This window comes from Pedobacter sp. AK013 (assembly GCF_014205835.1).
Taxonomy (GTDB): domain Bacteria; phylum Bacteroidota; class Bacteroidia; order Sphingobacteriales; family Sphingobacteriaceae; genus Pedobacter.
Genome location: NZ_JACHCQ010000003.1, coordinates 172,141 through 192,208 on the forward strand (window position 1 = coordinate 172,141; position 20,068 = coordinate 192,208).

Below are 20,068 nucleotides of genomic sequence, written 5' to 3' on the forward strand. Positions count from 1 at the left end.
GAGGTGAGATTCGAAAACTTTCTGCTTTGGTCTTTCAGCTTTAATATTTTAGCTTTTAACTCCATTTGGGTTCAACCAATCATCAACTTTATCATAAAGCAATTGATACAAGTTTCGTTCTGCAATAGTAAAGTGTGCATTAAAGGTCATCCCCTTTTTTACCAGCCCTTTATAGCCGTTTTTCAATTTTAAATAATCCTGGTCTAATTTACACTTCACTTTAAAATAAGGGCTCTGGTTAATCAATATAATATCGTCTGAAATGTCGGTTACTACACCAGCAAGCAGTCCCCATTGATTATAATTAAATGCATCTACCTGAAACCTCACAGTCTGTCCGGCCTTAATCAGGCCGATATCAGCAGGTTTTACATAACAGATAGCTAGCAAAGCACTATCAGGCGATATTTCCCCGATTTTCTGGTTGGCAGCAATAAACGAACCTAGTTGTAAACCCGATAAGTTCTGCACGGTACCCGAAATCCTGGCGGTTAAGTGATAAAGTTTTTCCTGCTCGTTAAGCTCTATTTTCTGACTGCTTAAATCCCGGAGTTCTTTCCTATACTGGCTGGCTTCTGTTTGCCACTGTGTTTTATATTTTTTGGCCACCATTTTAAAATCGGAAAGCGCTTGGTCGTAATTAAATTTATATTGTTCATATTCTGCTTCTGTAACTACTTTTTTGCCAAAAAGCACTTCATATCTTTTAAAAATTTTATAGGTCTGCTCGCGTGCATTTATGGCGTTCTGAATCTGCTCTGCGTATTGCTGCCAGCTTGCGGCATATAAGCCGGTTTGCAATGCAGGTTGCCCTGCATTGCTTAAATCAGCCTGTTTTAAGAGGAGGAGCGCATCATTTAACAAATCTCTTAGTTCGCCCGAGCGGTTACGCACCATCACGCTTTGCGTTTGGGGTATGGTGGGGTCTATATTTAAAAGGAGTTGTCCTTTTTTTATTTTTTTGTTATCGGTTAAGTTGATCAGGGTAATTTTGCCTGCTACCGGAGCCAGCAGCTCGGCACGTTCTATATTGCTTTGTAAAGAACCATTCCCCTTAACACTTACTGTGGTGTAAATAAAAGGCAAGGCAGCAAAGGCAACAAGAATGAATAATATGGTGGCAGAATAAATAATTTGTGTCCGTACCTTGGTATGGTGCAAAAAAATGATGGAGTTATCTTCGAAATCGGCATCTTCTGTAAATGGCATATCATCAATAGGCTTGGTTAAGGGCCAAGTTTCACATTTTCAATCAATGCCACAAAAAAGATACACGAAATGGGTTATTGTAGGGATGAAAGACAAAATATTAAACGCAAGTAGTTCTTTCAAACCTATCAATACGATTCTAAAATGATAAGGCAACTATACAATAAATAGATAGCCGAATAGATTATAAAGCGAGTGAAAAAGAATGGTTAAAATCAGATAAAAGTTAGTTTTTTCTTTCGCTTTCAGGAAAAAAAAATTCAAGAATAATCCTCCTATGAACGTCATCGCTACATATATATAATTATAAAAATGCATCGAAGAGAAGATTATTACGGGAATAATTAGTAGGACGTAAAAATTATTAAACTTAAATAATTTTAAAATTTTATTGGGGAAATACTGAAAAATAAAAGTTTCAATTATTGGTACTAAAATCATAATAAATATAAATTTTGTACCACCAGTTAAGTTTTCTAATCCGTTCTTTTGAGTAGAATTTAACGGGAATAATTTATCTAAATAGTTAAAGATAATTCCGTTGACAATGGAGAAAATATAACAAATTAAAAAAAGTAAATAAATGTTCTCGCTTACTTTTTTAAAATCAAGTCTCATTCTTTTTTTGCATCAAAGTTTAATTTAAATTTTGTTTCTTACTCATTTAAGACTTTTCAGGTTCCGCCTATGCTGGCCTAACGAGAAATAATAATCCTATTTATTTTTACCAACCTAAAAAAATACCAAGAGGAACATTGTAAGGATGAAAGAAAATGCTGTTCAATTCCTCTAAAGACTTTAAACGGACTGCATTTATTTCGAATTAACTTCTTTAAAAACAGTTCTATATTTATTCCAATACAAATAAATCAATATTGCTGCTACTAACTGTACTATAATAGAAAGAATAGAGCCTTCAAAGCCAAATGCGCCACCATTCCATATATTATTATCAATTCTGGACTGATTAATTAATGAATAGCTGTTATTTCCGCTAACATTAAAACCAAAAATCGTTCCCTGAAAAAAATTCCAGCTGAAATGGAATGCTATCGGAAAAATTAAATTTTTAGTATAAATATAAGTAAGTCCAAGAAAAATACCAGAGATGAAAAGCTCTACTGCCGGAAACCATCCGTAATTGTTATTTGCAGCATGCATTAAACTAAATATTGCTGCAGATATACCCAGTGCCCAATATTTATTCATCGAAATCATCAGATTGTTTAACACATAACCTCTAATCAGTATTTCCTCAGTAAACGCTACAAAAACAAAAAATAAAACACTGCCAATTATATTGAAAAAGTCAAAGTTAAAGCCAACCAAATATATTTGCTTAAAAACAAAAAGTACTGAAAAAGAAAACATTATAATTAACAAACCCGTGATCAGTCCTAGATAAATGTCATTTTTACAGATATTTTCAAATCCTAAACTTTTAAATGTTTTCTGATCAATATATTTTCTAAAGAACCATATTACAACGCAAGTTCCAACGAGATTAGCAAAACCTAATATAACTTTTTGCCAAATGGTCATTTCATCTAAGCTATTTTTCTCAACATTAAACCCTAAAATAAAATTTGCCAAAAGCTGAAAAGCCCCCACAATTAATATGTAGGGAATTATTATCTGAATAACTCTGACCCAAGCCCTCTCTTTTATCCTCTTATTCTGCATTCTTGTTTCCCGAATAAATTATTTTTAAATACGCTAACCTTATGGCCAATTTAAATTTTTGTTTCTTACTCATTTAAGGCTTTTCAGATTTCGCCTATGTTGGCCTAACATGAATCAAGTATCTAATTTTAAAATTCAACACTAAAAAAGATACACCAAAGGGCATTTTGTGAGGACGAAAAAAGTGAAATATTTACACGATTAGCTAAACATTAGAAGAAAGTTTTTAATCGAAGAACAAAAACTTATGCTAAGAAGGTTAATAGTTAAAGAAGTGGAGGAATTTACAACAAAAACCTAATATATATATAAGCGAAACATACTTAGTACGTTACGAAATATATTCAACAATAGGACAGAAAAATAGTAAATTAAAGAAATAGAAAATCAATATCGAAATGGTAAAGCGATGAATTTCTTTTGAAATTCATCGCTTTACTGATTCAGGGATAGAATCTATCTGACAATATTAATCAAATCAACAAAAGCTTCTTTGGCACCATTTAGAAAATTATGCCTAAAAACAATTAGATATGCGAAAATAAATACAGCACTAATTAGATTGATGTAAAATAATTTATCCTTTTTCATTTTATAAAAATAATATAAAAAATCAATTAAACATTCTTTCAGCCCATTTATATGTTAAATAACCTGCAGGAATTATTCCACCAACCAGCATTACTTCGGCAATTGCAGCACCATATCCCACTGAATATGCGGCATCCCCAGGACCAACTTTTCCACCTTCAATTTTTATTAACTCTTCTTTAGTTAAATCATTTAGGTTGTTATTTTTATTTATTGTTTTCATAAGTTTATTATTAAAAGTGTGTTAGATCGTAAATTGCATCAGCAAATCCCTGTTTTACTTTCTCTCTATTATCAAATAAATATATCCCAACGCCAACTAACCAAAAAGGCGGCGCTGCCCCACCTATGGTTTCTTGAATTTCTTTAGCGTCCAATTCCTGAACGCCAAAAGCTTCTAATTTTAAATTTTTCATTTCGTTTAATTTAAATTTTTAGTTCTTACTCATTTGAGGCTTTTCAGATTTCGCCTATGTTGGCCTAACATGAAACAAGTATCTAATTTTAAAATTCATTACTAAAAAAAGATACACCAAAAGGTATTTCCTAAGGACGAAAAAAAGTAAGATATCGACACGATTAACGGAACGGAGAAGAAAGTTCTTAATTAATGAGCAAAATCTGGTGCTAAGAAGGTTAAATAGTTTAGTTAAGAATCGGAAGCAGAGAATTCCAATAAAAAAACCTACAAAATATCTACATATTTCATAGGTTATATACGTTCGTCAATCCAAATCGCTCGTTGAACAGAAAGAATATTACCTCTAACTGCTTATCAATAATTTAAATTATATGACTATTCAATTAATAAAATCATTTAACCCTACAAGCACCCCATTTAAAAACTCCACCCTATTATCGTAGAGGAATACAAATAAGAGCAATAGTATAAAAATGGTATTAGCTACATTTTCATTTCTCTTGATTAATGGATTTTCCATAAATTTTTATTTTATTTATTTAAATGCCTTTTCCTTTTTGAATTAAAAAGTAGATTATTAATAATACACAAATATTCCAAACGAAATCATTTGTAAATCTTCACTTGCTTGGCGTCTAAAATTAGTCGAAAAAAATATTTCTATTTAACCGAAAACTCTCCATAACTTCCCTTACGTAGGCTATCTGTCCCAGCAGTTTTCATGGTATAGTTTTTAGCAAAAATTTTCTCGTTTTTTTTATTAAAGATTATTTCGTCGGCTTCAATACTAAAATTCTTACATTTAAATTTTGCATTTCCGTTCAATGTTATAATAGATTTATCCCTACTCAATTTCGAAGAATTACTTGCTGACCATGTTATTGAATCCTTTTTTATTTGTGCTCTGTGATTCCAGTCAGCATCAATCTTACTGTGATTAACAAAAGCAGTGGAAAATAGCGAACTACTGATCAAGCATAATATAAGTAAAACTGTTTTTACCCTTTGTATTTTCTTTAAAATAATTTTCATATTGCTATCTGGTTGCTTTATTTGACTAATATACTAAGTTACAATTCAAAAGATGAACTTATTTATTTTTAAATAAGTTCAAAAAACGTTAATATGCAGCTTGTCCAAAATAGATATCAACCCAATCGGCAGGTCGATCTGGATGAAAGCCAGAACTGTCACTATAACCGCCGGATGGGCCAAACCAATAAGAATCTCCGAAACTTATCCCTGGTCTGTACCCTGTGTCGCCCCCGCCTATTTCTACGCTGCTTTTAGCATTCATCTCCAGAACACCAAAGTTTTTTAATTCTAATTTTTTCATTTCGCTTAATTTAAATTTTTGTTTCTTACTCTTTAAAGGCTTTTCAGATTTCACCTATGTTGGCCTAACATGAAACAAGTATTGGATATTAAAATTCGATTTAAAAAAAAGATACACTAAAAGCCTTTTTATCAGGACAAAATATGGCTTAATAGATAATAATCCATCCAGATCATATATTTAAATATTATAATACAAATATGTATTTTAAAATAGTTTATCCTTTAAGTATAAATATCGACTATAATTGTAATCGATATTATTAAATCAGCAAGATTTTTACCAATTGGATTGATTTTGTAAGAAGTAAAAACTAAATAATAGTTTATTATTTTAAACCATACAATCTATTGGTTTGGTATAGATAAAAGGTTATTTGGTGTATATTTTTTGGTGATTGTATTTAGAACTATCATTTTTAAACACATTTATTTAACTATCTAATATTACCACTATGAAAAACAAAAAATTAGAAAAAAAGACTGTGTTTATTTTTAAGAAGAACAATCTTACCAATTTGACAAAAGAACAGATGAAGAGAATTAATGGGGGTGGTCCCACTGGCGGTAATGATCCTTCAGCAGGAGTAACTTGCCCAGAAAAAACAATAAACCAAACAGTTAGTGACTAATGGTACCAAAAAGAATTTAGAGTTGGGTATATTTCCCATTTACTCCCTGTTTCATCCCTTTCTATTTTATTAATAATGAAATATATAGTTTGTTTTCTTTGCTTATTTTTATTTACACTTAATTTAATTGCCCAAAATTGTAACTGTAGTGATAATTTTCGCTTCTTAGCAGAAAAAATCAAAAAAAATTATATTGGTTATCCTGATAAGGTAAATTCTTCAAATCAGTTACAATTTCAAAAATTCACCGATAGTTTACAACACATTGCTTCTGTTTCTAATCCCTATAGATGTTTAAGTTTAATGAGAGAATGGTTAAGTTTTTTTAAGGATAAACATATAGAATTCGGAATGGATTTTAATAAACTGTCCGCCGATTCGGTTAGATTATTTTTCGCTAATGAAGAAAAAACAAGATGGACTGAAAGTAGTTTTAAGACGTATCTGAAACAAGGCGGAACAATCCTCGATAGTATAGAGGGAATATGGACTACAGGTATATATGAAGTTGGGATAGTTAAAGACAACATAAAAACAGCACCAGAATTTATCGGCTTTGTAATAAAAGCAGATAGTGCAAGATGGATGCCACAACAAATAAAGTTTAAAATTGCAAAAATAGGCAATCAATATAAAACCATTTATTTTAATGGCGGCGATCATTCAGTTCAATACCCTAACTTAGTTGTTCAAAAAGACCTTTTAGATTTTGGCATTTTTGGAAAATGGAAAAGAGGAGAGAAAAAAAGTAAAACTTTATCACCTGTCAAATATATTGCTCCAGATCTAATGTCTAGTTTTAAAGTTTTGGATAAACAGACTTCACTTCTTGTACTGCCATCATTTGATTTTAAATATAAACTAAGGATAGATAGCCTAATTGATAGTAATAAAGATAATTTGGCAAATACAGAACATTTGATTATCGATATGCGTGATAATCCTGGAGGAATAACAGGTTGTTTTGACAAACTCCTTCCTTATTTATATACCAACCCAATATATGTTGATGGAGGAATTGTGTTAGCCACCGAAGATAATATCCATGATGGTTTTGAAAAGAATTATCCTTACGCCACTACTGCTTTAAAAAAAACAATGAAAAAGAATGCTAAAAAATTAAGAACACATCAAGGAGAATTTTACAAGCTTTATACTGGTAGAACCATAAAATTTTCAAAAATTTTAAAAAGCCCCTCCCGTATATCTATCTTAATTAACGAACATACAGCCAGCAGTGGAGAGTTTTTCATTTTAAGAGCAGAGCAAAGCAAAAAAGTAACACTATTTGGTCGAAATACAGCGGGCTGTGTTGATTACGCAGATGTAATAATTACACATCCTCCATGTGACTTTTTTACATTAACCTACCCAGTAACAAAATCATTACACGCTATAAAACGGCCATTAGATAATATAGGAATAGCTCCAAATGTTAGGATACCTGATAGCGAAAAAGATTGGGTAAGTTTTGTAAAAAACTATAAAAATAATTAACTGTGAAAAATAAACATAAAGTAATTATCTATCATATCCTTTTTTGGATTGCATACATGTTGTTAGGCAATCTTTTAGAATATGCAAAAGATCCAACAAGCTATTTTTTTAGCATTGCAGATGTCTTTTTCACTCAATTCCCTAATATTTGTACAGTTTATTTATGCATTTTTGTCTGTTCTAAATATGGCAATCCATTAAAACCTTTGCTGTTAATATTAGGGCTAACTCTAGCATTTGCCTTCTCTTTTGGCAACTGGTATATTACGGGTCATCATATAAGGCCACTTATAAGTGCAGTTGGTCCTCCTCCACCCCCATTTAATTTCATACATTTTGGTGCCTCAGTATTATGGGTCTTTATTAGATATTCTATTTTAGGTATCGGTTACTATTTCGCGAATGAGGGAATTAAACATCAAAAAAAACTACGCCTCATCGAAAAAGAAAAACATGAGGCAGAATATGCTTTCCTCCGTGCGCAGATTAATCCACACTTTTTAAACAATACGCTCAACTTCTTTTTTGCAAAATCGTTACCCTTATCGCAGGAATTAGCTGATGGCATTATGACACTTAGTCAAATCATGCGTTATTCCCTAGAAATGGATAAGGATGACCGAATGACTTTAATCGACGAAGAAATTGGGCACATCAACAACGTAATTAAAATTAACCAACTCCGTTTCAACAATAAGTTGCAAATTGATTTTAATGTGAGTGGAAATACCGAAAATGTAAGGCTGATTCCATTAATTCTAATTACCATTGTAGAAAATATTCTGAAACATGGTAACTGTACAGAACAGGAACATCCTGTTAAAATAGCCTTAAGTATTGATGAAGTAAATCACAACATCCAACTCCATACATGGAATAAAAAGAAAAATGGACCAAAAGAACTCTCGAGTGGTATAGGTATGGAAAACATAAAAAAACGCCTAGCCAATCATTACAAAAAAGGTTTTGCATTAAAAATCACTGAAACTGAGCTTGATTATAGTCTCGAGTTAATTTTACCTTACAATAAAGCAACCGATCAACAAGAAAAGCCAAGTTCATCTGATAATTTAGGATTTTTACAACATTTCAAGTTAACGCAAATTAACCCTCAACCATACATCTCATGATTAATTGCATTGTTGTTGATGATGAAGACCATGCCATTGAAGTAATACAACATTACCTAAAATCTGTTGCCGCAATACAGATTACCGCAACATTTACCAACCCTATTGATGCATTGAGCTTTTTAAGCAGTAGCCCGGTAGACCTCATTTTTTTAGATATCCATATGCCGGAAATCTCGGGAATTGATTTCATCCAGACAATGAACAATAAAGAGGTACAGGTGATCCTTACTACCGCCTATAAAGAGTTTGCCACGGCTGGTTTTGATCTGGATGTGGTTGATTATTTAGTTAAACCTATCCCCCTGCCCCGTTTTTTACAAGCCATAAATAAAGCGCAAAAGATCATCAACAGCAAAAAAGCCAACATACCGGTTAACCAGCAGGATGATGATTATTTTATGGTTAAAACGGAAGCTAAAGGTAAAATGCTGAAAATTAATATTGCCGAAATTGATTTTGTTGAAGGCATGAAAAACTATATTGCTTTCCACCACAATGGCATTAGAACGCTCGCGCTCCTAACCATGAAGGATGTGGAGGAGAGATTGCCCAAAGCGCAATTTATCCGTGTGCAGAAATCGTTTATAGTGGCGCTAAATAAAATCACTTCAATAGATGGAAACAGGATCATCTTAAAAGGGATTTCTGCAGAAATATTGATTGGAGAAACCTACCGGAAAGATTTTCTGGACATGATGAAACAAAAGCTGTTGCTATAAATTAGCATTCTAACAACCCATTAATTCATGGTTAAAGTGGCCGGATTTTAACCACAATATCCCTTTTATTAACTCAGCTTATCATTCAGTTACACAGTCAAACGTTTGCCCTATTTTCTTTACAGAATAATAGAATGGCCTACCCCAAAAAGCGTTATCTTTGTCCAAATCATAAAAAATAAAATATGCTTAAAGGATTTTTTAACGTACCTACCCCGGTTAACGAGCCCATTAACAGCTATGCGCCAGGCACAAAAGAACGTTTGCTTTTAAAAGAGGCTATAGCCGATGCCCGTTCTAAACAATTGGAAATTCCGATGTTTATTGGCGGACAAGAGGTACATACTAAAAATAAAAAGAAAGTAGTAGCGCCGCACGATCACCAACATGTACTGGCTACCTTTAGTTACGGCGATAAGAGCCATGTAAAACAAGCAATAGACGCTGCTTTGGCCGCCAAGGCAGATTGGGAAGCTTTAGCTTGGGAACATAGAGCTGCTATTTTTATGAAAGCTGCCGATCTATTTGCCACAAAATACCGCTACCAAATTAATGCAGCAACCATGCTTGGGCAAAGTAAAAATGCCTATCAGGCTGAAATTGATGCTGCTTGCGAACTGGTTGATTTCTTGCGCTTTAACGTAAGTTACATGCATGATATTTATGGCCAACAACCGCCTGTATCGCCAAATGGCATGTGGAACAGAACAGAACAACGTCCTTTAGAGGGTTTTATATTTGCTTTAACACCTTTCAACTTTACGGCAATTGCGGGTAATTTACCTGCTTGTGTAGCGATGATGGGTAATGTGGTTGTTTGGAAACCTGCAGACACCCAAGTTTACGCAGCTAATGTAATTATGCAGGTTTTCCGCGAAGCAGGTTTACCTAACGGCGTAATTAATCTTATTTTTGCCGATGGTCCGGAAGTTGGCGATGTGGTTTTTAATCATGCTGATTTTGCTGGTATCCACTTTACAGGCTCAACAAAAGTTTTTCAGGAAATTTGGAAAACAATCGGAACAAACATCCATAAATACAAATCATATCCACGGATAGTTGGCGAAACTGGTGGTAAAGATTTTATCCTGGTTCACCCAAGTGCAGATGTTGCTGCTTCGGTTACTGCAATTGTTAGGGGTGCGTTCGAATATCAGGGCCAAAAATGTTCTGCTGCTAGCCGTACTTATATCCCAAAAAGCTTGTGGCCTGAGATTAAAAAATTAATGATCAGAGATTTAGCTTCATTTAAAATGGGCGGAACAGAAGATTTCAGCAACTTTATTAATGCAGTTATTGATGAGCGTTCTTTCGATAAATTGGCTAAATATATCGATCAGGCTAAAAAAGATAAAGGTGTAGAAGTTATTGCCGGTGGCAACTACGATAAAAGCAAAGGTTATTTTATCGAACCTACTGTCTTAGTTGTTGACGATCCGAAATATACCACCATGTGTGAGGAACTTTTTGGCCCGGTATTATCTATATATATATATGAAGATCAAGAATTTGACCAGATTTTAGATATAATCGACACTACTTCACCTTATGCATTAACCGGCGCTATTTTATCACAAGATAGATATGCGATAGAAAAAGCCAGTTATGCCTTACGCAATTCGGCTGGTAATTTTTACATTAACGATAAATGTACAGGTGCCGTAGTTGGGCAACAACCATTTGGTGGCGCAAGAGGATCAGGTACTAACGATAAAGCTGGCGCAATGATCAATTTATTGCGTTGGGTTTCTCCTCGTACCATTAAAGAAACTTTTAATCCTCCAACAGATTACCGCTACCCATTCTTAGCAGAAGATTAATATTTACATAGAAGGCCAGACATCATTGTTTGGCCTTTTTTATGTATATGATCCCTTTTGCAATGAGGATTGAAGAGAAGCGATTGCCTCGCTTAAATTTATCAAACACTATCCTTTCTAACCATGAACCACAAATTTTTACTATCCCTGCTTGTCGCAATGGCAAGCTTTAACTTCTACGCTTCTGCGCAAAAGAAGCCCAATGTAATCATCATCTATGCCGACGATTTGGGTTATGGCGACCTTAGCTGTTATGGCGCAACAAAAATAAAAACCCCAAATATCGACGCATTGGCAAAGCAGGGACTGCGGTTTACCAATGGCCATGCTACTGCATCAACCTGTACCCCTTCGCGCTATTCTCTAATGACGGGAAGATATGCATGGCGTAAAAAAGGAACAGGTATTTTACCTGGAGATGCCGCACTAATTATCCCAACAGATCATAGTTCCCTTCCATCAATCTTTCAGCAAGCAGGTTATAAAACAGGGCTTGTTGGTAAATGGCACTTAGGCTTGGGTAATACAGTAGAAAAAGACTGGAATAAAGAAGTAAAGCCTGGACCAAAAGAAGTCGGCTTTGATTATTCGTTTATTTTCCCGGCTACGGCAGATAGAGTTCCGACCGTTTTTATGGAAAATCAACTGGTGGTGGGTTTAGATCCTAATGATCCGATTACAGTTGATTATAAAAATCAAATCGGTACTGACCCAACAGGAAAAGACCACCCAGAATTGTTAAAGATGCCTGCAGAAGCTAATCATGGCCACAACCAAACCATTGTAAACGGTATTGGCCGTATTGGTTATATGCAAGGAGGTAAACTGGCCCGCTGGACTGACGAAGAAATTCCATTTACCTTTTTAACCAAAGCGAAAAATTTCATCGAAGATCATAAACAAGAACCTTTTTTCCTTTACTATGCCTTAACCGAACCGCATGTACCACGTTTATCTACTACCATGTTTAAAGGGAAAAGTGAATTAGGTAATCGCGGCGATGTAATTTTACAACTCGATTGGGCCGTTGGCGAAATAACAAAACAACTAAAATACCTGGGCTTAGATAAAAATACAATGATCATTTTTAGTAGCGACAATGGCCCTGTAATGATGGATGGTTACGAAGATCAAGGTTTTGAAAAACTAAACGGCCATACACCGGCAGGTAGTTTACGTGGAGGAAAATATAGCATTTTAGAAGGTGGTACACGCGAACCCTTTATTATTTCGTGGCCTGCAAAAATCAAACCGGGTGTTTCTGGAGCCTTAGTTTCACAAATTGATTTCTTAGCCTCATTTGCCAGTTTTTTCAATGTAAAAAGTAAAAACGCAATTGATAGTAAAAATTTATGGGATGCCTTTACTGGAAAAGACCAAAAAGGACGTGATTTCTTTATCGAACAGAGTAATCAACTGGCAATTGTTAAAGATAACTGGAAATACATCAGACCATCAAAGGGAGAAGCTTTTTATCAGCTTACGCATACCGATAGTGGAAACCTTCTTACTGCACAACTGTACAACTTAACAGATGATTTGGGTGAAAAAAACAATCTCGCATTAAAATATCCCGAAAAGGTAAAAGAATTAGAGGCTTTATTAAGTACCGAAGAAGCGAAAACTAAATGAAATAGCTCATTTGGTCGATTTCTCCCATCAGCCCGATTTATACAACATCGGTTTAAAGATCTAAAACCAATCTTCTTTTAAGCTGTTTTATATAAGTAGCTTAAAAGAAGATGATGGAAAATATAAAAGATAATAACAAGAATCTGGGCAATAAAAAAGCTGATAACGCCGCAAACAAAACCAATATGCCTGATCAATTGGTGCCCCGGTACAGAAGTAATGATAAGGAAAAGAAAAACATTGTAGAAACAGATGCAGGTAATTTAGGCCGAAATTTTGGAGGAGGCGATTTTGGATCTGAAGAAGCAAGAACAGATGCCGAAAAAGGCAATAAAGGGCATGCGGGGAATATGCCGGATAGTACAGAAAAATAAAAGCCCGGATAAATCCGGGCTTTCCCTAACAACTAAAAAATAACATCTATGGAGATGTTTTATCCTACTTTAAACGCAGGAGCAACGTCATCAAGACCAGTACAGGTTACTTTCATGTCTTTAATGATTCCTGTTTTTAAACTGTATACCCAAGCATGTACAGCTAATTCCTGACCATTGGCCCAGGCACTCTGTACAATTGATGTATTGGTTACATTTGCAGCGCCTTCAATGGCGTTTAATTCAACTAAGCGGTCAAAACGCTGATCAGGATCCTTGATTGTAGCCATTTCACGCTCGTGCGTACGGTATACATCGCGGATGTTTCTCAGCCAGTTGTCTATAATACCAACCTGTTTATTGCCTAATGCAGCTTTTACGCCACCGCAGCCATAATGACCACAAACAATAACATGTTTAACCTTTAATACATTAATGGAATAATCCAGTACGGATAGTAAATTCATATCTGTGTGCACTACCACATTGGCAATGTTTCTATGCACAAAAATATCGCCTGGTTTAGTGTTTGTTATCTGGTTTGCAGGCACTCGGCTATCAGAACAACCAATCCACAATACCGGTGGACTCTGGCCTTCAGAAAGTTTATCAAAAAAGGCAGGATCACTATCGATTGTATCTTTAACCCAATCCTTATTGCCTTGTAACAAGCTATCGTATGTTATATCTTTCGTTTCAATTGTTTTTGCGCACATAACTATAATTTATTAATATCTTCTTCTACTTTAATATTTAATTTTGGTACTGTATAATGTTTTTGGATATTCTCCAACGTTACGATAATACCCTTGGTATAGGCATTATGTTTGTAATTATAAATTGTTTCCAATACATCAGGATCGATATACCTGGCATTCGAACCATCAATAATTACATCTGTTTCTTTTGGAATATTCGTCAAAACTACTTGTATTGCTGCTTTGTTAAGAAAAGAAACCTCTTCCGCCAGTTTAATCCTGATATGCTTTTTATCGCCTTCGTTCGAGATCCTATAAAAGAATGGGTTACGCATATTGGTACGGAGTAAATAGAAAATAGAAACCAACATACCAACGGCCACGCCTTTTAACAGATCGGTAAATAAAACCGCAAGTACCGTAACTACAAATGGCACAAACTGGTCCCACCCTTTATGGTACATGTGTTTAAATAAACTAATGCGGGTTAGTTTATACCCTGTTACCAGAAGAATTGCAGCCAAACACGATAGCGGAATCATGTTAATTACCCCAGGAATAAACAAAAGTGAAAGTAATAACCAACAACCATGAAAAATAGCCGACATTTTGGTCCTTGCACCAGCATTAACATTTGCAGAACTACGAACAATTACCGATGTCATAGGTAAACCACCAACCATACCACTGGCGATGTTTCCTAAACCTTGGGCAACAAGCTCGCGGTTTGTAGGTGAAATACGTTTTATCGGATCTATTTTATCAATAGCTTCAATGCTTAATAAAGTTTCTAAACTTGCTACAACAGCAATAGTTGCTGCTATAATATAAACATTCTTATTAGCCAACTGAGAGAAATCGGGCATGGTAAATAGACCTAAAAATTCGCCAAAACCACTTACCACCGGAATTTTCACCATCTGATCGGCACGTAGTGGATGATCGGTACCGGCAAAAAGTATAGTTCCAATAACCCCAAGCGTTACCACCAATAATGGTGCAGGTACAACTGCTAATTTTGGAAATTTAGGCCAAACGATCAGAATAGCTATAGATAATAAACTAATAACTACCGCAGCCAAACTAAAATGGCTTAATGCTGCAGTAATCGCAGAAAAAGTATTTTCGTGATCTTGCTGAAAGAATCCTTCGTCGCCACTAAAATCGCTATCAACACCCAACGCATGTGGCAACTGTTTTAAAATCAAAATCAGGCCGATTGCTGCAAGCATCCCCTCAATTACACTCGAAGGGAAGTAATTACCAATAGTTCCGGCTTTAACCAGACCTAAAATCATTTGGAATACCCCGGCCAATACAACTGCAAGTAAAAAGGTCTGATAACTCCCCAATGATGTGATGGCACCTAATACAATAACGGTTAAACCTGCTGCAGGCCCACTCACACTTAATTGCGAGCCGCTAAAAGAGGCAACCACTACCCCGCCAATAATACCAGTGATTAAACCAGCAAATAACGGTGCTCCTGAGGCCAGTGCAATACCCAAACACAATGGCAAAGCCACCAAAAACACTACAATACTTGCAGGTAAATCTTTCTTTAAATTCTTTTTAAGAATATATTTCTTCACGTCCGAACCTGAAAAGGCCGGGTTAAACTTTTGCATAACGATATAATTATCTAGTAAATTTTAACGAATAAATCGTGGGGGAAATCTTAAAAGCGACCAAGGAACAGCATATCGTATAAATATTTAAACACGACATACCCGATCAAATCACTGATTGCGCATAATAAGGTTACCCCAATAAAAAAGACTAAATAAAGTTAGGCGGCGGCGTGGGCACCGTAGGATGATATGGATCTACATATCTTTTAAAATGTTCTATAAAACTGCTCTTCAGAAAGAAATGACTTGAAGAGAACTCGTAAGAAAAGATAGGATGATTAAGTTCAACAAGTTTGAAATCGGTAAACTTTGCAGTGTCTTTGGCAGTATCCTTACCGCCCTCATGCTCTAACTCAATTTGCATGATTACGGCGTTCATGATTTCCTTGTCAATACTCGTACAAAATACCGGCGCACCAGATATCCCCATCTTCGCCACGAAGATGAACATAAATGAGGCAACAATTAAATACTTGTATTTCCTTAAAAACATCTAAAATTCTAATGTTGTTTTAATTCTTATGGCTACAAAAATAAACGGATTATTGGTTTTTCAATGTTTTAAGCTGTAAAAAAAATGTAATTTAAGTAAAATACAGGCATCGATGATGTAAAACAGGGTTCTTTATAGGTTTAGGAAACAGTTGGTTCCGTCATTATCGGTCAGTTCAGTCCCGCCATCCGCTAAATCTTTTTGGCAAAATTGGCTTTAATTCAAATCAACAAAAGCCAAAAAGGATGCCGCTACTGTCAGGTTTATAAACAAAGGTCGGGCTGCCTGGGTAAATAACATTCCGCCGGTCTTGCATTACCAATAGTAATTTTTAATTTTAAAATCTCATAGCATTGCAATGGACAAAAAAATAGCACTACTTAAAGATAAAATCAACCAGGCAAACCTTGGCGGCGGACAGGATCGAATCGATAATCAGCATAAAAAGGGTAAACTTACAGCCCGAGAGCGTATTCATTTTTTAATGGATGAAGGGAGCTTCGAAGAAATTGGTATGATGGTTACCCACCGAAGTACCGACTTTGGGATGGAACGCGAAAAATATCTGGGCGATGGTGTGGTAACGGGCTATGGAACAATTAATGGCAGGTTAACCTACGTATTCTCTCAAGATTTCACCGTGTTTGGAGGTTCGCTATCTGAAACCCATGCAGAGAAAATTTGCAAACTTATGGATATGGCCATGAAAAACGGGGCTCCGTTTATCGGCCTAAACGATAGCGGTGGTGCCCGCATTCAGGAAGGTGTTGTTTCTTTGGGCGGTTATGCCGATATTTTTTATAAAAACGTTCAGGCTTCGGGTGTTATTCCGCAGCTATCGGCCATTATGGGCCCATGCGCAGGTGGGGCTGTTTATTCGCCAGCCATGACCGATTTTATTTTAATGGTAGAAAATACTTCTTATATGTTTGTTACCGGCCCAAATGTGGTTAAAACGGTAACACACGAAGAAGTAACTTCAGAAGAATTAGGAGGTGCAAGCACACATGCTACAAAATCGGGCGTTACCCATTTCGCCTGTGCCAATGAAATTGAAGCCATTAACCACGTAAAAAAACTACTGAGCTATATGCCACAAAATTGTGAGGAGATAGCCGATCATTTACCTTACGAGGCAGCCGATGAAAGCCGGCCAGAACTAAACACTTTTATGCCCGAAAATGCTTCACAGCCTTATGATATACGTGAAGTGATTACTGCCGTAGCCGATATTGATAGCTTTTTAGAAGTGCATGCCGCTTATGCTGAAAATATTGTGGTGGGTTTTGCCCGTCTTGCAGGGAGAAGTATCGGTATAGTAGCCAATCAGCCCGCTTACTTGGCAGGTGTTTTAGATAGCAATTCTTCTACCAAGGCCGCTCGTTTTGTCCGCTTTTGCGATTGCTTTAATATTCCATTATTGGTATTTGAAGATGTTCCAGGTTTTTTACCGGGTACAGACCAGGAGTGGAATGGCATTATCACCAATGGTGCAAAATTATTATACGCTTTTAGCGAGGCTACTGTGCCACGCATTACTGTAATTACCCGAAAGGCTTATGGTGGTGCATATGATGTAATGAACAGCAAACATATTGGAGCAGATATGAACTATGCCTGGCCAAGTGCAGAAATTGCGGTAATGGGTGCAAAAGGTGCCGCAGAAATTATTTTTAAAAGAGAAATTACCTCAGCAGAAAACCCTGAAGAAAAATGGCTGGAGAAAGAAAAATTATATTCAGATATCTTTGCCAACCCTTATCGTGCTGCTGAACGCGGCTTTGTTGATGAGGTGATTGAGCCGGCCCAAACCCGTATAAAGTTGATAAAAGCGTTTAAAATGTTGGAAAATAAGGTGGTGAATAATCCAAGAAAGAAACATGGAAATATACCTTTGTAGAAAATAGTCCGTAGTCATTAGTCCTGAGTCAATAGGATATTAACTCTTGTCTTAAGACTGGTGACTATGGACTTCCGACTCAAAACTCACATGCAGATTACTCAGAAATTATCACGCGCCGATATCCTCCTCATGGCTTTTTGCACAGGCCTAATTGTTGCAAATATTTATTACTGCCAACCTTTGGTAATCTTAATAGCAAAAGATTTTAACCTTACCGAAACCGATGCCGGAAAGATTACCTACCTTACGCAGATTGGTTATGCTTTAGGTCTTTTCCTGCTGGTGCCACTGGGTGATATGTTTGAACGTAAAAAACAGATCCTCGTCATTACCGGACTCGCAATCTTTGCCTTACTGGTTGCTGCATTTTCAAACACCTTTTTTGTACTGGAAGTTGCATCAATTTTAATTGGCACCTGTTCTATCGTACCTCAATTGATTTTACCCTTAGCGGCTAACCTAAGTACCGATGAGAATCGCGGGGCTAATATTGGGATGATTATGAGTGGTTTGCTGGTTGGAATTTTAGCCTCACGTGCTGTAAGTGGCAGTATTGGCTTTTGGCTAGGCTGGAGAGCCGTTTATTATATCGCAGCAGCAATATGCGGATTGCTGATCTTTTTAATGGCCAAACGTTTTCCACAGAGCTATCCCGCTTTTAAAGGCACCTATAAAGAACTCATGCGTTCTATGTTCAGTTACATTAAAACTCAACCTGCCTTAAGGGAGACTTCGATTATTAACTTCCTGGCTTTCGCCATAATTAGTGCATTTTGGACTACCATGGTATTGTTTCTAGCTAACCCGCCTTTTAATTTCCAGACTTTACAGATCGGGTTATTTGGAATTGCAGGAGCAGCGGGCGCATTGGCAGCACCACTGGTTGGAAAATTAAGCGATGGTAATAATCCACGCAAAAACTTAATGATTGGTTTTATATTACAAATCGTTAGTATTGCCCTGTTTTATTTTACAGGCAGCCACTTATTTCTATTTGTAATCGGCATAGTACTTATAGACATCGGTCAGCAAGCCATACATGTAACCAACCAAACCCGAATTTATACCTTAATACCAGAAGCCAGAAACAGACTGAACACCATTTTTATGTCGGTAAGTTTTATCGGCGCCAGTTGTGGCTCTGCTTTGGGCTTATGGCTTTGGGACCAAGGTGGATGGACATTGTTCTGCTATGGAATGACAGGTATAATTGTCCTTAATATTTTAATTTATCAGTTTTACGGAAGAAAAAACAAATAACTAATCAATAAAATTTCATGAAATCTAAAAACGCAATTAAAACACTTTCAATCTTATTTATTTGCCTGGCCATTTTGGGTAAAGCAAAAGCGCAAGACAGTACAAAAGTAGAACAGCCAAATGAAGTAAAATCATTAAACAAAATCAGGCTAACTTTATTGGGCCTTAGTTACGAAAGAGAGCAAAAAGTGGGTAAAACAACTTCGGTTTATTTTGGTGCAGGGGCCGAAGGTGCTTTTATTTATCAAACCGAGATTACAATTGATAACAATTATAATTTCAGTGCCCACACAGAAACAAATTTCAAGGTTTACCCTGCATTAAATGCGGGATTTAGACACTATTACAATTTTAACCGAAGGATTAAAAAGGGTAAGAAAACCTTAAATAACAGTGCTGGTTATGTAGGTCTTGATGTATTAGCAATTATCCCGACCCAAAGTAACACTTTGTACGGTTCCCAGATCAATATTATGCCGCAATGGGGATTTCAGACCTATGCTGGCAGAAAAGTTAACTTCGAATTGGCATTAGGCCCTTTAGCTGCAATTAACAAAATCGATACCTATTTTGGAATTGGTGGAAAAATAGGCTTTAGCTTTTTATTATAATTATGGTTCAAATTGAGCAAATATTTCCCTCTTTAACCTGGCGGATCAGGCATGAGGCTATGTATCCAGAATTACCTTTTGATAGCGTAAAGCTTCCGGATGATTTTGACGGCATCCATTTTGGGTTATATCTCGATCATAAGTTAACAGGGGTGGTTTCGCTATTTCATGATGGAGATGTTTATCAATTCCGGAAACTTGCCATTCTGCCCGGTACTCAAAAAGCAGGTTATGGCTCACAACTAATGGCCTATATCCTTGATTTTTGTAAAATTCAAAAAGCGACAAAACTATGGTGCAATGCACGTGTAAATGCTAAGGAATTTTATTTTAAATTTGGCTTCCACGAAACCGATAAAACCTTTTTTAAAGATGGTTACGATTTTGTAGTAATGGAAAAAGAACTTTAAATCACCAATCGTCATG

General features: G+C 35.8%; 21 protein-coding genes. 11 read left to right on the top strand and 10 right to left on the bottom strand.

All coding sequences use genetic code 11. The features are described from left to right. Positions 1–48 precede the first annotated feature (48 nt). The 7 genes from HDC90_RS03315 to HDC90_RS03345 all read right to left on the bottom strand — a co-directional run bounded on the left by HDC90_RS03315 (position 49) and on the right by HDC90_RS03345 (position 5,240). A complete protein-coding gene (locus tag HDC90_RS03315) occupies positions 49–1,209 on the bottom strand; it encodes an HlyD family secretion protein (RefSeq protein ID WP_184463866.1) in 1,161 nt (386 codons plus the stop codon). Between the two features lie 156 nt (positions 1,210–1,365). Beyond that, complete coding sequence (locus HDC90_RS25655) at positions 1,366–1,827, bottom strand: CPBP family intramembrane glutamic endopeptidase (RefSeq protein WP_184463868.1); 462 nt, start codon at positions 1,825–1,827, stop codon at positions 1,366–1,368. A 195-nt stretch (positions 1,828–2,022) separates the two neighbouring features. Further along, positions 2,023–2,892, bottom strand: a complete 870-nt coding sequence (locus HDC90_RS03325; protein WP_184463870.1) for a CPBP family intramembrane glutamic endopeptidase — start codon at positions 2,890–2,892, stop codon at positions 2,023–2,025. A gap of 613 nt (positions 2,893–3,505) precedes the next feature. Next, positions 3,506–3,706 (bottom strand): hypothetical protein, encoded by a 201-nt coding sequence (locus HDC90_RS03330; protein WP_184463872.1) that lies wholly within the window; start codon positions 3,704–3,706, stop codon positions 3,506–3,508. 10 nt (positions 3,707–3,716) lie between these two features. After that, complete coding sequence (locus HDC90_RS03335; RefSeq protein WP_184463874.1) at positions 3,717–3,899, bottom strand: hypothetical protein; 183 nt, start codon at positions 3,897–3,899, stop codon at positions 3,717–3,719. Positions 3,900–4,564: 665 nt separating this feature from the next. Continuing rightward, on the bottom strand, positions 4,565–4,936 hold the full coding sequence (locus tag HDC90_RS03340) for a hypothetical protein (protein ID WP_184463876.1): 372 nt from the start codon (positions 4,934–4,936) through the stop codon (positions 4,565–4,567). 88 nt (positions 4,937–5,024) lie between these two features. Continuing rightward, positions 5,025–5,240, bottom strand: coding sequence for a hypothetical protein (locus tag HDC90_RS03345; protein WP_184463878.1), 216 nt, complete (start codon positions 5,238–5,240; stop codon positions 5,025–5,027). Positions 5,241–5,694: 454 nt separating this feature from the next. On the opposite strand from HDC90_RS03345, the gene HDC90_RS03350 reads away from it, so the two are divergent. The 7 genes from HDC90_RS03350 to HDC90_RS03380 all read left to right on the top strand — a co-directional run bounded on the left by HDC90_RS03350 (position 5,695) and on the right by HDC90_RS03380 (position 13,046). Then, entirely contained in the window at positions 5,695–5,871 is a 177-nt protein-coding gene (locus HDC90_RS03350) for a hypothetical protein (RefSeq protein WP_184463880.1), read from the top strand. Between the two features lie 75 nt (positions 5,872–5,946). After that, the gene (locus HDC90_RS03355) at positions 5,947–7,368 is read left to right on the top strand and encodes a S41 family peptidase (protein WP_184463882.1); all 1,422 of its coding nucleotides are present in this window, start codon (positions 5,947–5,949) and stop codon (positions 7,366–7,368) included. A 2-nt stretch (positions 7,369–7,370) separates the two neighbouring features. After that, positions 7,371–8,498, top strand: coding sequence for a histidine kinase (locus HDC90_RS03360; protein ID WP_184463884.1), 1,128 nt, complete (start codon positions 7,371–7,373; stop codon positions 8,496–8,498). After that, the gene (locus tag HDC90_RS03365) at positions 8,495–9,220 is read left to right on the top strand and encodes a LytTR family DNA-binding domain-containing protein (RefSeq protein ID WP_184463886.1); all 726 of its coding nucleotides are present in this window, start codon (positions 8,495–8,497) and stop codon (positions 9,218–9,220) included. Before HDC90_RS03360 ends, HDC90_RS03365 begins: the two co-directional genes overlap by 4 nt. Positions 9,221–9,405: 185 nt before the next feature. Then, positions 9,406–11,040, top strand: coding sequence for an L-glutamate gamma-semialdehyde dehydrogenase (pruA, locus tag HDC90_RS03370; RefSeq protein WP_184463888.1), 1,635 nt, complete (start codon positions 9,406–9,408; stop codon positions 11,038–11,040). 123 nt (positions 11,041–11,163) lie between these two features. After that, positions 11,164–12,672, top strand: coding sequence for an arylsulfatase (locus HDC90_RS03375; protein ID WP_184463890.1), 1,509 nt, complete (start codon positions 11,164–11,166; stop codon positions 12,670–12,672). 113 nt (positions 12,673–12,785) lie between these two features. Continuing rightward, a complete protein-coding gene (locus HDC90_RS03380) occupies positions 12,786–13,046 on the top strand; it encodes a hypothetical protein (protein WP_184463892.1) in 261 nt (86 codons plus the stop codon). A gap of 59 nt (positions 13,047–13,105) precedes the next feature. Here HDC90_RS03380 and can read toward each other — a convergent pair whose 3' ends face one another. The 3 genes from can to HDC90_RS03395 all read right to left on the bottom strand — a co-directional run bounded on the left by can (position 13,106) and on the right by HDC90_RS03395 (position 15,754). Then, positions 13,106–13,762, bottom strand: coding sequence for a carbonate dehydratase (gene can / locus HDC90_RS03385; protein WP_184463894.1), 657 nt, complete (start codon positions 13,760–13,762; stop codon positions 13,106–13,108). Positions 13,763–13,764: 2 nt separating this feature from the next. Beyond that, the gene (locus HDC90_RS03390; protein WP_184463896.1) at positions 13,765–15,372 is read right to left on the bottom strand and encodes a SulP family inorganic anion transporter; all 1,608 of its coding nucleotides are present in this window, start codon (positions 15,370–15,372) and stop codon (positions 13,765–13,767) included. Between the two features lie 151 nt (positions 15,373–15,523). Then, positions 15,524–15,754 (bottom strand): hypothetical protein, encoded by a 231-nt coding sequence (locus HDC90_RS03395; protein ID WP_230146655.1) that lies wholly within the window; start codon positions 15,752–15,754, stop codon positions 15,524–15,526. 472 nt (positions 15,755–16,226) lie between these two features. Between HDC90_RS03395 and HDC90_RS03400 the strand changes: the two genes are divergently transcribed. The 4 genes from HDC90_RS03400 to HDC90_RS03415 all read left to right on the top strand — a co-directional run bounded on the left by HDC90_RS03400 (position 16,227) and on the right by HDC90_RS03415 (position 20,052). Then, the gene (locus HDC90_RS03400; protein WP_184463900.1) at positions 16,227–17,768 is read left to right on the top strand and encodes an acyl-CoA carboxylase subunit beta; all 1,542 of its coding nucleotides are present in this window, start codon (positions 16,227–16,229) and stop codon (positions 17,766–17,768) included. A gap of 90 nt (positions 17,769–17,858) precedes the next feature. Continuing rightward, positions 17,859–19,031: an MFS transporter gene (locus HDC90_RS03405; protein ID WP_255497464.1), complete on the top strand. Its 1,173-nt coding sequence runs from the start codon at positions 17,859–17,861 to the stop codon at positions 19,029–19,031. A gap of 17 nt (positions 19,032–19,048) precedes the next feature. Then, positions 19,049–19,642, top strand: a complete 594-nt coding sequence (locus tag HDC90_RS03410; RefSeq protein ID WP_184463902.1) for a hypothetical protein — start codon at positions 19,049–19,051, stop codon at positions 19,640–19,642. Between the two features lie 2 nt (positions 19,643–19,644). After that, entirely contained in the window at positions 19,645–20,052 is a 408-nt protein-coding gene (locus tag HDC90_RS03415) for a GNAT family N-acetyltransferase (protein ID WP_221451782.1), read from the top strand. Positions 20,053–20,068: the final 16 nt, after the last annotated feature.

What these genes read in the sequence shown, in the direction of transcription:
- HDC90_RS03325 (WP_184463870.1), bottom strand. Translation starts at nt 2,892, where the DNA reads ATGCAGAATAAGAGGATAAAAGAGAGGGCTTGGGTCAGAGTTATTCAG.
- HDC90_RS03330 (WP_184463872.1), bottom strand. Translation starts at nt 3,706, where the DNA reads ATGAAAACAATAAATAAAAATAACAACCTAAATGATTTAACTAAAGAA.
- HDC90_RS03335 (WP_184463874.1), bottom strand. Translation starts at nt 3,899, where the DNA reads ATGAAAAATTTAAAATTAGAAGCTTTTGGCGTTCAGGAATTGGACGCT.
- HDC90_RS03405 (WP_255497464.1), top strand. Translation starts at nt 17,859, where the DNA reads ATGCAGATTACTCAGAAATTATCACGCGCCGATATCCTCCTCATGGCT.
- HDC90_RS03400 (WP_184463900.1), top strand. Translation starts at nt 16,227, where the DNA reads ATGGACAAAAAAATAGCACTACTTAAAGATAAAATCAACCAGGCAAAC.
- HDC90_RS03340 (WP_184463876.1), bottom strand. Translation starts at nt 4,936, where the DNA reads ATGAAAATTATTTTAAAGAAAATACAAAGGGTAAAAACAGTTTTACTT.
- HDC90_RS03365 (WP_184463886.1), top strand. Translation starts at nt 8,495, where the DNA reads ATGATTAATTGCATTGTTGTTGATGATGAAGACCATGCCATTGAAGTA.
- HDC90_RS03355 (WP_184463882.1), top strand. Translation starts at nt 5,947, where the DNA reads ATGAAATATATAGTTTGTTTTCTTTGCTTATTTTTATTTACACTTAAT.
- can (WP_184463894.1), bottom strand. Translation starts at nt 13,762, where the DNA reads ATGTGCGCAAAAACAATTGAAACGAAAGATATAACATACGATAGCTTG.
- HDC90_RS03315 (WP_184463866.1), bottom strand. Translation starts at nt 1,209, where the DNA reads ATGCCATTTACAGAAGATGCCGATTTCGAAGATAACTCCATCATTTTT.
- HDC90_RS03410 (WP_184463902.1), top strand. Translation starts at nt 19,049, where the DNA reads ATGAAATCTAAAAACGCAATTAAAACACTTTCAATCTTATTTATTTGC.
- HDC90_RS03390 (WP_184463896.1), bottom strand. Translation starts at nt 15,372, where the DNA reads ATGCAAAAGTTTAACCCGGCCTTTTCAGGTTCGGACGTGAAGAAATAT.
- HDC90_RS25655 (WP_184463868.1), bottom strand. Translation starts at nt 1,827, where the DNA reads ATGAGACTTGATTTTAAAAAAGTAAGCGAGAACATTTATTTACTTTTT.
- HDC90_RS03380 (WP_184463892.1), top strand. Translation starts at nt 12,786, where the DNA reads ATGGAAAATATAAAAGATAATAACAAGAATCTGGGCAATAAAAAAGCT.
- HDC90_RS03350 (WP_184463880.1), top strand. Translation starts at nt 5,695, where the DNA reads ATGAAAAACAAAAAATTAGAAAAAAAGACTGTGTTTATTTTTAAGAAG.
- pruA (WP_184463888.1), top strand. Translation starts at nt 9,406, where the DNA reads ATGCTTAAAGGATTTTTTAACGTACCTACCCCGGTTAACGAGCCCATT.
- HDC90_RS03375 (WP_184463890.1), top strand. Translation starts at nt 11,164, where the DNA reads ATGAACCACAAATTTTTACTATCCCTGCTTGTCGCAATGGCAAGCTTT.
- HDC90_RS03415 (WP_221451782.1), top strand. Translation starts at nt 19,645, where the DNA reads ATGGTTCAAATTGAGCAAATATTTCCCTCTTTAACCTGGCGGATCAGG.
- HDC90_RS03345 (WP_184463878.1), bottom strand. Translation starts at nt 5,240, where the DNA reads ATGAAAAAATTAGAATTAAAAAACTTTGGTGTTCTGGAGATGAATGCT.
- HDC90_RS03395 (WP_230146655.1), bottom strand. Translation starts at nt 15,754, where the DNA reads ATGAACGCCGTAATCATGCAAATTGAGTTAGAGCATGAGGGCGGTAAG.